This window comes from Pseudacidovorax sp. RU35E, assembly GCF_900156165.1.
Lineage (GTDB): Bacteria > Pseudomonadota > Gammaproteobacteria > Burkholderiales > Burkholderiaceae_C > Xenophilus.
The window spans coordinates 170,167-183,433 of the sequence record NZ_FTMY01000011.1; the positions used below are offsets into that span (position 1 = coordinate 170,167).

Consider the following 13,267-nt stretch of genomic DNA (forward strand, 5'->3'; position numbering starts at 1 on the left):
GTCAGCCCACGCCCGGCGCGTCGCGCAGCGCGTCCAGGAAGGTCCGGCGCCACCAGTGCACGTCCTGCTCGCGGATGCGCGACAGCAGCTTCTGGTGGCGGGCGCGGCGCTCTTCCAGCGGCATGTGCAGCGCCTGCTGGATGGTCTCGGCCGTGCCGTGCGTGTCATAGGGATTGACCAGCAACGCTTCCTTCAGCTGCTCGGCCGCGCCGGCGAAGCGCGACAGCACGAGCACGCCGGGGTCGGCCGGATCCTGCGCGGCGATGTATTCCTTGGCCACCAGGTTCATGCCGTCGCGCAGCGGCGTCACGAGGCCCACGGCCGCGGCGCGGCACAAGCCCGGCACCCGCTTGCGCGCCACCGTGCGGTGGATATAGCGCACCGGCATCCAGTCCAGCTCGCCGTAGTCGCCGTTGATGGCGCCGCACAGCGACTCCAGCTCGCGCCGGATGTCGCCATAGGCGTCCACGTCCTCGCGTGTGGGCGAGGCGATCTGGATCAGCGTCGCGCTGCGGTGGTTCTCGGGATAGCGCGCCAGCAGCTCACGGAAAGCTCGCGCCCGCTGCGGGATGCCCTTGGAATAGTCGAGCCGGTCGATGCCCAGCAGCAGCCGGCGCTGCGAATACTCGCGCCGCACCGTCTCATGCATGTCGCGTGCTTCCTTGGCATGCGTGAGCGCCAGGAACTCGTCCACGTCGATGCCGATGGGAAAGGCACTGGCCCGCACCGTCTGGCCCCAGGCGCGGAAGTTGTCGTTGCCCAGCGCCTCGCCATGCGCCTCGTTGCTCACGTAGCGCTCGAAGTGCTGCACGTCCTGCTGCGCCTGGAAGCCCACCACGTCGTAGGCGAACAGCGAGCGCATCAGCCACTCGTGCTGCGGGATCGCCGCCAGGATGATCTGCGGCGGCAGCGGGATGTGCAGGAAGAAGCCGATCTTCTGCTTGCACCCCATGGCGCGCAGTTCAGCCGCCAGAGGGATCAGGTGGTAGTCGTGCACCCAGAGGATGTCGTCCTCCTGCAGCAGCGGCATCAGCTTGCGGGCGAACAGCTGGTTCACACGGCGATAACCGCCGATGAAGCCGGCATCGAAGTTCGCCAGATCCAGCCGGTTGTGGAACACGGGCCACAGCACCTTGTTGCTGTAGCCGAGGTAGTAGGCGTCATGGTCCTCGCGGGAGAGGTCCAGCGTGGCCAGCGTCACCTTGCCGGCCTGATGGCGGTGCATCTCGCCCTCGCCGGTGGGCCCGTCCTCGACGATGGTGCCGCTCCAGCCGAACCAGAGGCCGCCCGTCTGCTGCAGCGACTCGCCCAGCGCCACCGCCAGGCCGCCTGCGGCCACCTTGCGCGGGTCTGCCACGCGGTTGGAAATCACGACCAGTCTTGCCATGTCTCTGTGCTTCTCCTCGTGGGTTGTGCGGCGCCTCAGCGGGGCGCCGTCCCTGGGCTGGCCAGCGCGTTGGCCGCCTGCTTCAGCCATTCGTACACCGCCGCCGGCCCGTCGACGCGCGCCGCCGCGCGTGTATTGCCCGGGCCTACCTTGATGCCCAGCCCGCCGAACGCCTGCGCCACGGCGAAGCCACTCTCGTCGGTGGTGTCGTCGCCGAAGAAGAAGGGCTTGCGGTCGATGAACGGCGCTTCTTTCAGGTAGGCCGCGATGGCGGTGCCCTTGTTGGTGCCGGCCGGCTTGATCTCGACCACGCACTTGCCGTGCAGCAGTTCGAACTCGGGCCGGTCGCCGACGGTTTCGGCCATGGTGTCCAGGCACAACTGCTCCAGCTCCGGCGCGAGCCGGTAGTGCAGCGCCACCGCAGCCTGCTTGCGCTCGACCAGCAGGCCGGTATGGCGGTTGGCCAGCGCATTGGCGGCGGCGACGACCTCGGTGAGATCGGTGGGCGCACGCTCCATCAGCTGCCCGTCGGCGTCGCGTCGATGCGCACCGTGCTCACCGGCCGTGGGCAGACGCAGGGGGGCGAGAAAGCGGTCGAGCACATCAACGGGCCGGCCTGAGACGATCGCCACGGCACCATCCAGCGCGTCGTGCAACTGGGCCAGCATCGGCACGAGCCCGCCCGGCACCTTGACCGCCTCGGGCGTTTCCGCGATGCCGACCAATGTGCCGTCGAAGTCCAGGAACAGGGCGGCGTCGCGCCCTGGCAGGAAAGGCATTTGCATCGAACCAAACGTAACAGTGCACGGCGCGCACCAGCGTCGGCCAATGCCTTCTGTTGGCGCAATCCTCTCCAGCGTCTGGGATGCGGGTCAGGCCGAGTCGAGGCTGCTCATGCGTGCCGCGATCGCCGCCTCGCGCGCAGCCTGGATCGCCTGCCCGATCTGTGGCCCCTTGGCGCCGCGGGCCAGGGCTTCTCGGGCGATGGGTTCGGTGGCCACGGCCTGCACGACGCCGAGCACGGCCAGGAGGCGTTCGCGCGGCGCATAGGGCCGCTCCTCGAAGCCCAGGCGGCCACGGGCGTCGCATTCGCAGGCCAGCAGGGCGTCTGCGAAGCGCTCCGGCCGGCGCAGGGCGTCGCAGCGTTCCAGCAGGCGCAGCAGGGCCGCGGGGCCCAGCTCGCCGCTTCGGTGGATGTTGCCGTGCTCGCGCGCGACCACATCGGCCAGTTCGCGCACGTCGGTGGGCACGCGCCAGCGCTCGCACAGGCCGACCAGCAGGCGCGCGCTGCGCTGCTCATGCCCGATGTGGCGCGGCAGCACGTCGGCGGGCGTGGTGCCCTTGCCCAGGTCATGCGTGAGGCAGGCGAAGCGCACGGGCAGCGGCGCCTGCAGCCGCGCGCTCATGTCCAGCACCATCATCAGGTGCACGCCGGTGTCGACCTCGGGATGATGTTCGGCGCGCTGGGGCACGCCCCACAGGCGGTCCACCTCGGGCAGCAGCACGCGCAGCGCGCCGCAGTCGCGCAGCACCTCGAACATGCGCGAGGGCTTGGGTTCCATCAGGCCGCGGGCCAGTTCCTGCCAGACGCGCTCGGGCACCAGCGCATCGGCCTCGCCGGCCTCGACCATGCCACGCATCAGCGCCAGGGTTTCGGGCGCCACGCTGAAGTCGGGCAGCTTGGCCGCGAAGCGCGCCAGGCGCAGGATGCGCACCGGGTCCTCGCGGAAGGCGTCGGTCACATGGCGCAGCACCTTGTGCTGCAGATCTCGCCGGCCGTGGAAGGGGTCGACGAGGGCATCGGTGCGCAGCGGTTTGGTGTCAGCCAGTGCGGCGGGCAGCGCGATGGCGTTGATGGTCAGGTCGCGGCGGGCCAGATCTTCCTCGAGCGTGACCTCGGGTGCGGCATGGACCACGAAGCCGCGGTAGCCCGGACCGCTCTTTCGCTCGGTGCGGGCCAGGGCGTATTCCTCGCGCGTGTCGGGATGGAGAAAGACCGGGAAGTCACGGCCCACCGGCAGGTAGCCATCGTCCAGCATCTGCTGCGGCGTGGCGCCGACCACCACCCAGTCGCGGTCGCTGCCAGGCCGCCCCAGCAGCGCATCGCGGATGGCGCCGCCGACAAGAAACTTCTGCATCGGGGCAGTGTAGGGCGGGTGCGCGGGCCGACTGCGGTGCTCCGGCCGCACCCGCTCAGTCGCGCGAAGTACGGTACGGCTCGTCCATCGGGACGAAGTCGTGTTCGGCCAGCGCCTCGTCGATCCATGCCTTCACGCCCGGCAGTGCGTAGAGGCGGTCGATATAGGCATCGACGGCGGCGGGCACCGGCAGCGCATAGGTGCGGATGCGCGTGGCCACCGGCGCGTAATACGCGTCGGCGATGCCGAATTCGCCGAAGAGCATGGGGCCGCCGTGCCGCTGCAGCAGGCCTTCCCACATCTGGCAGATGCGCGCCAGGTCGGCGGCCACGGCCGACTCTTCGCGCATCAGGCGGGCGCCCACCGCGGGCAGCGAGGCCTCGATGTTCATGCCGCAGTGGTTGCGCAATGCGCCGAAGCCCGCATGCATCTCGGCGCAGAGGCTGCGCGCATGGGCACGGGCCGCGGTGTCGGCCGGCCAGAGTTGCTTGTCGGGAAAGCGTTCGGCCAGGTACTCGGCGATGGCGAGCGTGTCCCACACGACGATGGACCCGTCGACCAGCACCGGCACCTTCCCGGTCGGGTTGAGGGCGCTCACCACGGCCTTGAAGCGCGAGTCGGCCTCGAAGCTGTCGAAGCGCACCATCACCTCCTCGAAGGCGATGCCGGCCTGCTTCATCAGCACCCAGGGGCGCATGGACCAGGACGAGTAGTTCTTGTTGCCGATGTAGAGCTGCAGCGTGGACATGGAGGGCCTGCGTGGCGAAGAGGGAGCGGCCATCCTAGCGACGCGACCCACGTCGGTTGATGCAAAAAGCGCGCGGGATTGATGCCGGCCAGCGACGCGCTCAGTCCCGGGGCGGCAGGCGGGGGCCGTCCTCACGCAGTTCCGGCGTCTGGCGGTTCGCGGACGACGCACCCGGTCGTCGTGGCGGGCCCGTGAGGCGGCTCACCCAGATCACCAGCCGTGGCATCGCCTGCAGCACGGCCAGCCCGAGCAGCGCACTGAGGATCGCCGTCACCTCGCGGCCCAGCCCGCAGGCCATGCCGATGGCGGCCGTCATCCACAGGCCGGCCGCGGTGGTCAGGCCTTCCACATGCTCCTCGTTGCGGCCCCGCTTGAGGATGGTGCCGGCGCACAGAAAACCCACCCCTGCAACCAGGCCCTGGATCACGCGGCTCATGTCCGCCGGCTCGATGCCGGCCTGCTGCGGCACCAGCACGAACAGCGCAGAACCGATGGCCACCAGCATGTGCGTGCGCACGCCGGCGGCTTTGCCCTCGTACTCGCGCTCGGAGCCGAGCAGCAGCCCCAGCAGCGCCGCCAGCAGCAGTCGCACGACGATGCGCACCAGCTGCGCAAGGTCGGGCACGTCCGAGAATTCGGCGGCCAGGGTGTCCGCGACGATGTCCCACCAGTCCATGGTGCGTGTCCTCGACGAATCAGCGGATCGCGCGGGCGGGGCGGCCCATCGTCAAGGCAGGTCCTTGTTGGGTTCCGGCTCCGTCGGATTGCGCGGGCCCACGCGGCCCAGGCGGTCCTTGATGGACTGTGGGCGGCCGGAGATCAGCGCCGCGTAGTTGGTGGTGTTGGCGATCACCTTCTTCACGTAGTCGCGTGTCTCGGCGAAGGGAATGTTCTCGGCCCAGATGGCGGCGTCGAGCACAGGCCCGTTGCGCCAGTTGCGCGGCCGGCCGGGGCCGGCGTTGTAGGCGGCCGCGGCCAGCGCCATGGATCCGTCGAAGTCGTCCAGCGCCAGCTTGAGGTAGTTGGTCCCGATGGTGATGTTGGTCTCGCGGTCGGTGATCATGTCCGGCGAATAGGGCAGGCCGATCTTGCGGGCCGTCCAGCGTGCGGTGGCGGGCATCACCTGCATGAGGCCCGAGGCGCCGACGCCCGAGCGCGCATCCATGATGAAGCGGCTTTCCTGGCGGATCAGGCCGTAGACGTAGGCCGGGTCCAGGCCGATGTCCTGGCTCTTGCGCAGCACCGTGTCGTGGAAGGGCATGGGAAAGCGCTGCACCGCGTCGATGGTGCCCTTGGTGCGCTCGCTGGTGTTGATGCAACGGTCCCATACCTCGCGCTGGCAGGCCAGGTCGGCCGCGGCCAGCAGCGAGCGGTCGTCCATGCCGCCGCGGTCGTGCAGGTTGGTGGCGTAGTTCCACTCGCGCACGCCTTCCGCACGCAGGCCGATGGCGATGGCGTAGAGGCCGCGTTGCAGCGAGAGGTTGTTCTGCGCGGCGGCTCGCTCCTCAGGGGTGAGGGGCGCGGGCGGCGTGGGCACCTGGGCGCGCTGGCCCAGTTCTTCGAGCGCGAGCAGCTCGTAGAAGCCGCGCGTGCCGGCGATGGTTTCCAGCAGCGTGCGTGCCTCCTGCTGGCGGCGTTCGCCGCCCTGGGCCAGCAGGGCGCGGGCGCGCCAGTAGACCCAGGTCGGGTCCTGCTGCGCGTCCTCGCTCATGGCGCGCACGGCGGCGTCGACGTCCTTCCACTGGCCCATGCGCAGCGAGGCGCGCACCTTCCAGCCCAGCATGTCGTCGGTCAGGTCGGCGTTCTTGCTGACGTTGGCGAAGTAGCCGAAGGCCTGCGGCGAGAGCTTCTGCGCCGCCTGGCGGCCGATGCTGCCCCAGACCCAGTTGCGCTCTTCCGGGCTGAGCATGGGGCCCCACTTGCTGTCGAGCTGCGCGGCGGCGGTGTCGGGGTCGGCGACGGCCATGCGCAGCAAGGCCAAGACCACCATCTCCTTGCGGGCCCGCGAGGCCGCCGAGGCCGAGCCGAGCAGGAACTTGGTGGCGCTGGCATTGACCTGTTCGAAGGTGGGCAGCGCGTCGGGTGCGACGAGGTTGATGGCGGCGCGGGCGGCGCCGGGGCGGTTGGCCTCCATGGCGATGCGGGCCTTCTTCCAGGCGTCGGATGGCGGCATGGCGCCGGCGGCGATCAACCGGTCGGCGGCGGTGAGGCAGCCATCGTCCAGGTCGCGCTGCGCCGTCCAGTTGCGGCGCACCTGCTCGACCTGCGCGGCCGTGGCGCGTCCGTTGCGCAGCGCGTCGACGAGCACGGCGTAGCACTGCACCTCGCGGTCGTCGTTCATGCGGAAGGCGGCATGGGCGGCGGCGAATTCGTCCCATGCGCGGCGCTGGCCCTGCATCAGCAGCCAGTCGTTGCGCAACCGGTCTTCCTGGTAGGTGCCGGGGTAGCGGGCGAAGAAGGCATAGACCTCGTCGCTGCTGGCCTCGCCCAGGCGCGACTTGAGCTCCCAGTAGGCGGCCCACGGCTCGAGGGCATGGCCACGCGCCTGAGGCAGCAGCGCCGTGAGGCGGGCCTTGTCGCCGCGCTGGAAGGCCTGCTTCATCTGCAGCAGCACGTCGTCGTTGCGGTTGACCTGAGCGCAGGCCGGCGGTGCGAGGGTGGCGGCCACCAGGGCCAGGGCGGCGAGCCAGCCGCGGCGGGGTGACAAAATGCCTTGAAACTGCATCGAAGGATTATGGACAAAGCACACGGTGAAGAACGCGCGGGCACGGCGGCCTTTCTCAAGTCCCAGGTCCGCGCGGCGCTCATCGAGCAACGCCTGGCGATGCCCGACCGACTACAGCGCGCCGACCTGCTCCAGCGCGTGATGCGCTTCTGGCTGGTCGGCCGGCCCGACACGGTGATCGGCGCCTACTGGCCCATCAAGGGCGAGTTCGATCCTCTGCCGGCCCTGCACCGCTGGAAGGAGGACGGTGAGCTGATGGAGGAGCCCCAGCGCCGCCGCATCGGCCTGCCGGTGGTGGACCGCGAGACCAAGACGCTCAGCTTCCACGTCTGGTACCCGGGCTGCCCGATGGAGAACGATGCCTACGACATCCCCAAGCCCAAGGACACCGAACTGATCGTGCCCACGCTGCTGTTCGTGCCTTGCCTCGGCTACAGCGCGGGTGGCTACCGACTGGGCTATGGCGGCGGCTTCTACGACCGCACGCTGGCGGCGCTGGAGCCGCGGCCCTTCACCGTCGGGCTGGGCTTCGCCAACGGCTTCGTCGACGACTTCGAGCCCGAGGCGCACGACGTGCCGCTGGACGCGATCCTCAACGACAACGGCGTGGTCTGGCCCGTCGGCTGAGCTAATCCACTGAACGCGCCGCCCGGCCCGGCATCCGGGTCTGTTCACGGGGTTCCTGATCGAATGGCCGCGGAGCAGGCCAAGCCAGTGCACCCGCGGAACCGGCTTTGCCGGGCCGCCGGGTGCGCCCCTCGAGGGGGATTGGACTTCCACACGCAGTGAGGAAGTCCAAACGGGGTGGTCATACATCAATCGATGTGGTCGAACGTGTCCGGATCGGGCCCGTCGCCGATGGTCTTGCGGGTGATCGAGGCCTGCTCCCTCAGCCAGTCGCAGAAGGCGCGAACCTCGGGCCGGGCCGTGCTGCGCGGCGCCACCAGCAGCCAGTAGGCCATCGGCGAATCCATGCGCTGACGCGGCAGCACCTCCACCAGATCGCCGCTCGCCAGGCTCTCGGCGATGAGCGGGCTGCGCGCCAGCACCACGCCCTGGCCCGAGAGCGCGGCCTGCACCATCTGGTATGCATAGTTGAAGTACAGCCAGCGCCGCGGCTGGGTGCGGGACAGGCCGTTGGTCTCGAACCAGCGGCGCCAGGTCAGCCACTCCAGGTGCGTGCGGTGCGCGTCGCCCGCTTCGATCAGCGTGAAGCGCGCGATGTCCCCGGGCTCGCGGATCGCCGGGCTGCTCTTGATGAGCCAGGGGCTGGCGACCGGCATCAGCGTCTCGCCGAACAGGCGCAGCGCCCCGTGCGGCATCGCCTCGGCGGGGCCGTAGCGCAGCGCCATGTCGATGTCCGCGATGTCCAGGTCCACCGCCACGTCGCTGGCATCGATGCGGATGTCGATGTCCGGATGCGCCTGCTGGAAGGCCTCGAGCCGGGGAATCAGCCACATCGACGCGAACGAGGCGAAGGTGGTCAGCGCCACGCTCTTGCGGCCGGCGCTCTGGCGGATCAAACGCACGGCGCCGTCGATGCGCGGCAGCGCCTGCTGCGTGGCCAGCAGCAGCTGGGCGCCGGCGCTGGTGAGCTCCACCGCGCGGGTGTGGCGCAGGAAGAGCGGCACACCCACCTCCTCCTCGAGCGACTGGATCTGGCGGCTGACCGCGGACTGAGTCAGGGCCATTTCCTCGGCCGCGGCGCGGAAGTTCAGGTGCCGGGCGACGGCCTCGAAGGCGCGCAGGTAGCCGGCGCCGATGGGGCGGGTGCGCAGGTGGGTCTGGGAGTGCTGCATGGGCGGGGACGGCAGAAATGGACGGGCGACGATTGATGCGTTGCCGGCATCAGTAGCCTAGCGCCTTTTCATTGGACCGGGCGCGCCTTGCTGCAGATGATCGGTCCCCGAAGCAGACGTGGCGCAATGGGCGACACGCTGCCCGACGAGGAGAACCGCCATGACCGCTGCCACCCTGAACACCACGACCCGCGAAGTCCTGATCGCCGCGCCCGCCGCCGCGATTCCGCCGGCCGTGCGACGCGGTGCATGGCAGCTCAAGGCGGGGCAGGCCATCAGCCTGCGCGCCCAGGGCCGCAGCGTGCTGCGGGTGCGGCAGGGCCGGGTGTGGGTCACGCGCGATGCCACGGCCCAGTGGGGCAGCGAAGACCTGGTCGTCGGCCCCGGCGAGTCGCTGGTGGTCGAATCCGGCCAGCGCATCGTGATGGAGCCATGGGACGGCTTCGGCGCGACCTACACCTGGGATCACGACTGACCGCAGGCTCTGCACTTCACGCCGTGCCCCGCCCTTTTTCAGGGGCAGGACATCGGCGCGGCGAGAACGACCAAGCGGCCGCGGAGCAGGCCAGGCCAGTGCACCCGAGGAACTGGCTTTGCCGGGCCTCTGGGTGCGCCCCCCTCCAAGCCGAAGGCGCAAGAGAGGGGGGAGCCGCGAAGCGGCATGGGGGGTGCCTTGCTACTTCAGGCCTGGATGTCGAAGCCAGCGCGCATGTTCAGGAAGCGCTCCACCGCCGGCAGGCCGGACAGGCTCATCAATGCGGCCAGCGCATCGAGGTCATCGGTCTGGGCATAGCCCATGTCGAATCGGTGGTAGCGCCGTTGGTCCAGCATGCCTTCGTGCAGGATCCGCACGTCTTCGTGACGCGCGTCGCCGACGATGCGGCCCATCAGCGGCTCGAGGGCGGCGCGGGGGCCTTCCAGGTGCTGGAAGAAGCGCAGCCCATCGAACACCAGCAATCCGCTCACGCCCGCCTGCGCGTTGTGGGGCCGGGCCCTCGACAGAATCTGTCCCACCACGGTGGGGGAGGTCTGTGGATCGAGTTGGCTGGTATAGAAGAATTCGTAAAGGCTGGGGACGTCAGCAGGCATCGCCATCCACTTTAGGGCGCCGGCCGACGCCGGGCCGTGGGGATGGAGTGTCAAAAGACATAAGGCGAATGTCTATATTGCAAGCACCCGCAACCCTTGCATCCGCCCGATGTCGGTGTCCCATTCGGCCTGTGGCCATCCGTGCAGCGAATGCCGCCTGCGCAGCCTTCCCGCCTTTCTGGCGCTCTCTGAACCTGAACGCCGTGCCGTCGCCGAATGGCGAACCGGCAGCCGGCGGGTGGCCGCCGGTGAAAGGATCATCGGTGAGCATGTACGCAGCGACCAGCTCTACACGCTCTACTCCGGCTGGGCCTTCCGCTACAAGACGCTGGGCGACGGCCGGCGGCAGATCCTCAACTTCCTGCTGCCGGGCGATCTGCTGGGTCTGCAGGATGAGTTCGCCGATGGGCGCACGCACGGCGTGGAGGCCGCCTCGGACGTGGTCCTGTGCACCTTCCCCCGTGACCGGCTCTGGGACTTCTTTCTGCAGCATCCCAAGCTGGGCTACGACATCACATGGCTGGCCGCGCGCGAGGAGAAGATGGTGGACGACAACCTCGTCACGACCGGCCGTCGCACGGCCGCCGAGCGCGTCGCGATGCTGCTGATGCACCTGTACCGCCGTGCCCAGCATCTGGGCATGACGGAAGGCGACAAGGTGGAGTTTCCCTTCCAGCAGCAGCACATCGCCGATGCGCTGGGCCTGTCGCTGGTGCACACCAACAAGACGCTGCGCAAGCTGCAGCGCCTGGGCCTGCATCGGCTGGAAGGCGGCTGGCTGGAGATCCTGGAGCCACACGCGCTGGCGGCGCTGGGTGACTACTTCGAGCGTCCGATGCGGCCGGTGCCGCTGCTTTAAGGCCCACCCCGTTTGGACTTCCTCACTGCGTGTGGAAGTCCCATCCCCCTCAAGGGGCGCACCCGGCGGCCGGGCGAAGCCCGTTCCGCGGGCGCACTGGCGTGGCCTGCTCCGCGGCCTTTCGATCAGGGGGTGGCAGCCCGCAGCCGCCTCAAGGCGTGAGCGCGATGAGGTCCTGGCGGTAGCTTTCGATGCGCTGGGCCGCCCGCTCGCGTTGCGCGGGGCTCATCGCCGCGTGGAGTTGGGCGGTGTTGCGACAGCCCTCCTGTGTCAGCGCGTCCTGCTGCGTGCGCCATTCACCCGGGGGCGGCTCGAAGACGCGCATCACCAGTGCATGCACGCGCTGCTGCGCCTCGGCGGCCGGCAGGCCGGGCTGCTGCTGCAAGCCGCGCAGCAGCGCGAGCGTTTCGGCCTGGCGCGCCCGCCGCACGTTGTCCAGCTTCTGCGGACTGAACGCCGACTGGCGCACCAGCTGCCGCAGCAGTTCACGCTGACGGGTGTCCAGCGTGCCGTAGAAGTCCTCATAGCGGTCCAGGAAGGTGTCGTAGCGCTTGTCCTGCACCTCGGCCGGCAGCAGGCGCAGCCACTCGCGGCGGAACTCGCCGTTGATGCGGGTGAACTTGCGCTCCAGCACCTGCAGCTGGGCGGGCGACAGGCTCTGTGCCAGCGTGGTCGCCTCGGGTTCGGCCCGCACGGCCAGCGCCAGCAGGCGCGCCTGTGCGGCCTCCGAGATGGCGCAGACCTGCGCGGCCGTGATGTCCCCCCGGGCCAGGTCGCGGGCCTGGCCGGCCAGGGCGACGAAGCGGGGCAGTTCCTCGCGGCGGTGCCACTCCTGCAGGCCGGCCAGCGCCGCCTTCACCTGCAGGCTCTGGGCGCCATCGAAGTCCAGGTAGCCGTCCAGCCACCAGTAGCTGATCTCGGGCAGGTTGTTGTAGGCCAGGCGCACGGCGCTGCAGCCGCCAAGCACGAAGGCCAGCAGCAGCGCGCCGATAATCCGCGCCACTTTTCGCAGCCCTCCTTCGCCGCCACGCGGCCCACGTTGCAGGCCGCATCCTGCTCCTTCGCCCGCTGCCGCAGCAGCACCCACCATGACCATTGCACCCACCACGTCCAGCCTTTCCTCGATCGCCGTCGATGTCGTCGTCATGGCGGCCGGCAAGGGCACGCGCATGAAGAGTCGCCTGCCCAAAGTGTTGCATCGATTGGCGGGTCGGCCGCTGCTTGCCCATGTGCTGCGTACGGCTGCCGGGCTCGGCGCGCGGCGTGTGGTGGTGGTCACCGGCCACGGCGCAGAAGAGGTCGAGGCCGCCATTCCTGCCTGGAACGTGGGCGCCGACGTGCGCTGCGTGCGCCAGTCGCCGCAGCTGGGGACCGGCCACGCCGTGCAGCAGGCCGTACCGGCGCTGGCCGGGGACGGCGTGGTGCTGGTGCTGTCGGGCGACGTGCCGCTGATCGCCGAGGACACGCTGCGCGCCCTGGTCGAGGCCAGCGGCGGCGAGCGCCTGGCCTTGCTCACCATCGACCTGCCCGACCCCGCCGGCTATGGTCGCGTGCTGCGCGACGCGAGCGGCGGCGTGCAGGCCATCGTCGAGCACAAGGATGCGACCGAGGTCCAGCGCCAGGTGCGCGAGATCTATTCGGGCGTGATGGCGGCACCGGCCCGCGCGCTGGCCGGCTGGCTGGCGCGGCTGTCCAACGACAACGCCCAGGGCGAGTACTACCTGACTGAGGTGGTCGGCATGGCCGTGGCCGAGGGGCTGCCCGTGGTGGCGCAGAAGACCGCCGATGCACTGCAGGTGGCCGGCATCAACAGCCCCGCGCAATTGGCCGCGCTGGAGCGCGACTGGCAGCGCCGTGAGGCCGAGCGCCTGATGGATGCCGGCGTGCGCCTGGCCGATCCGGCGCGCTTCGACCTGCGCGGCGAGCTGGAATGCGCGGCGGACGTCGAGATCGACATCAACTGCATCTTCGAAGGCCGGGTGAGCCTGGGCGAGGGCGTGCGCATCGGGGCGCACTGCGTCATCTCGGATGCGCGCATCGAGGCCGGCGCGGTGATCCACCCCTACACCCACATCGCCGGCGAAGCGGCCGGCGTGGTCGTGGGCGCGGGCGCGCTCATCGGCCCCTATGCCCGCCTGCGCCCGGGCGCGCAACTGGGCCGCGAGGTGCACATCGGCAACTTCGTCGAGGTAAAGAATTCCACCCTGGCCGACGGCGCCAAGGCCAACCACCTCGCCTACCTGGGCGACGCGACCGTGGGCGAACGCGTGAACTACGGCGCCGGCAGCATCACGGCCAACTACGACGGCGCCAACAAGCACCGCACGGTGATCGGCGACGACGTGCATGTGGGCAGCAACTGCGTGCTGATCGCGCCGGTGACGATCGGTGCCGGCGGCACCATCGGCGGTGGTTCGACCATCAGCAAGAGCACCGAGCCCGGCGCGTTGACGGTGGCCCGGGCGCGGCAGGTGAGCTTCGCGAATTGGAAGCGGCCGGTGAAGGGCGCCAAGAAGGCCTGA

13 protein-coding genes are annotated in these 13,267 nt (G+C 69.9%); 4 read left to right on the forward strand and 9 right to left on the reverse strand.

The features are described 5' to 3' along the window. Window position 1: 1 nt before the first annotated feature. From otsA to BXA03_RS19885, 6 genes are all read right to left on the reverse strand, one after another. Window positions 2-1,387, reverse strand: coding sequence for an alpha,alpha-trehalose-phosphate synthase (UDP-forming) (gene otsA, locus BXA03_RS19860; protein ID WP_076510925.1), 1,386 nt, complete (start codon window positions 1,385-1,387; stop codon window positions 2-4). 35 nt (window positions 1,388-1,422) lie between these two features. Beyond that, window positions 1,423-2,172, reverse strand: a complete 750-nt coding sequence (gene otsB / locus BXA03_RS19865) for a trehalose-phosphatase (RefSeq protein ID WP_083716192.1) — start codon at window positions 2,170-2,172, stop codon at window positions 1,423-1,425. A gap of 87 nt (window positions 2,173-2,259) precedes the next feature. Then, a complete protein-coding gene (locus BXA03_RS19870; protein WP_076510927.1) occupies window positions 2,260-3,525 on the reverse strand; it encodes a multifunctional CCA addition/repair protein in 1,266 nt (421 codons plus the stop codon). A 55-nt stretch (window positions 3,526-3,580) separates the two neighbouring features. Then, complete coding sequence (locus BXA03_RS19875) at window positions 3,581-4,273, reverse strand: glutathione S-transferase family protein (RefSeq protein WP_076510928.1); 693 nt, start codon at window positions 4,271-4,273, stop codon at window positions 3,581-3,583. A 100-nt stretch (window positions 4,274-4,373) separates the two neighbouring features. Continuing rightward, a complete protein-coding gene (locus tag BXA03_RS19880) occupies window positions 4,374-4,949 on the reverse strand; it encodes an MgtC/SapB family protein (protein WP_083716193.1) in 576 nt (191 codons plus the stop codon). A gap of 51 nt (window positions 4,950-5,000) precedes the next feature. Beyond that, on the reverse strand, window positions 5,001-6,998 hold the full coding sequence (locus BXA03_RS19885) for a lytic transglycosylase domain-containing protein (protein WP_076510929.1): 1,998 nt from the start codon (window positions 6,996-6,998) through the stop codon (window positions 5,001-5,003). Window positions 6,999-7,007: 9 nt separating this feature from the next. Between BXA03_RS19885 and BXA03_RS19890 the strand changes: the two genes are divergently transcribed. Beyond that, window positions 7,008-7,625 carry a 5-formyltetrahydrofolate cyclo-ligase gene (locus tag BXA03_RS19890; protein WP_076510930.1) on the forward strand — a complete coding sequence of 206 codons (618 nt, stop codon included), beginning with the start codon at window positions 7,008-7,010 and terminating at the stop codon, window positions 7,623-7,625. A gap of 188 nt (window positions 7,626-7,813) precedes the next feature. On the opposite strand, the gene BXA03_RS19895 is transcribed toward BXA03_RS19890, so the two are convergent. Further along, window positions 7,814-8,797 carry a LysR substrate-binding domain-containing protein gene (locus tag BXA03_RS19895; protein WP_076510931.1) on the reverse strand — a complete coding sequence of 328 codons (984 nt, stop codon included), beginning with the start codon at window positions 8,795-8,797 and terminating at the stop codon, window positions 7,814-7,816. Between the two features lie 160 nt (window positions 8,798-8,957). Between BXA03_RS19895 and BXA03_RS19900 the strand changes: the two genes are divergently transcribed. After that, on the forward strand, window positions 8,958-9,272 hold the full coding sequence (locus BXA03_RS19900; protein WP_076510932.1) for a DUF2917 domain-containing protein: 315 nt from the start codon (window positions 8,958-8,960) through the stop codon (window positions 9,270-9,272). 206 nt (window positions 9,273-9,478) lie between these two features. On the opposite strand, the gene BXA03_RS19905 is transcribed toward BXA03_RS19900, so the two are convergent. After that, a complete protein-coding gene (locus BXA03_RS19905; protein ID WP_076510965.1) occupies window positions 9,479-9,886 on the reverse strand; it encodes a BLUF domain-containing protein in 408 nt (135 codons plus the stop codon). A gap of 109 nt (window positions 9,887-9,995) precedes the next feature. Between BXA03_RS19905 and BXA03_RS19910 the strand changes: the two genes are divergently transcribed. After that, window positions 9,996-10,745: a Crp/Fnr family transcriptional regulator gene (locus BXA03_RS19910; protein ID WP_076510933.1), complete on the forward strand. Its 750-nt coding sequence runs from the start codon at window positions 9,996-9,998 to the stop codon at window positions 10,743-10,745. 151 nt (window positions 10,746-10,896) lie between these two features. Here the strand turns inward: BXA03_RS19910 and BXA03_RS19915 are convergent, their stop codons facing one another. After that, window positions 10,897-11,748, reverse strand: a complete 852-nt coding sequence (locus BXA03_RS19915) for a DUF6279 family lipoprotein (RefSeq protein WP_234983760.1) — start codon at window positions 11,746-11,748, stop codon at window positions 10,897-10,899. Window positions 11,749-11,833: 85 nt separating this feature from the next. Here BXA03_RS19915 and glmU point away from each other — a divergent pair, with 85 nt between their 5' ends. Continuing rightward, window positions 11,834-13,267, forward strand: a complete 1,434-nt coding sequence (gene glmU, locus BXA03_RS19920; protein WP_076510934.1) for a bifunctional UDP-N-acetylglucosamine diphosphorylase/glucosamine-1-phosphate N-acetyltransferase GlmU — start codon at window positions 11,834-11,836, stop codon at window positions 13,265-13,267.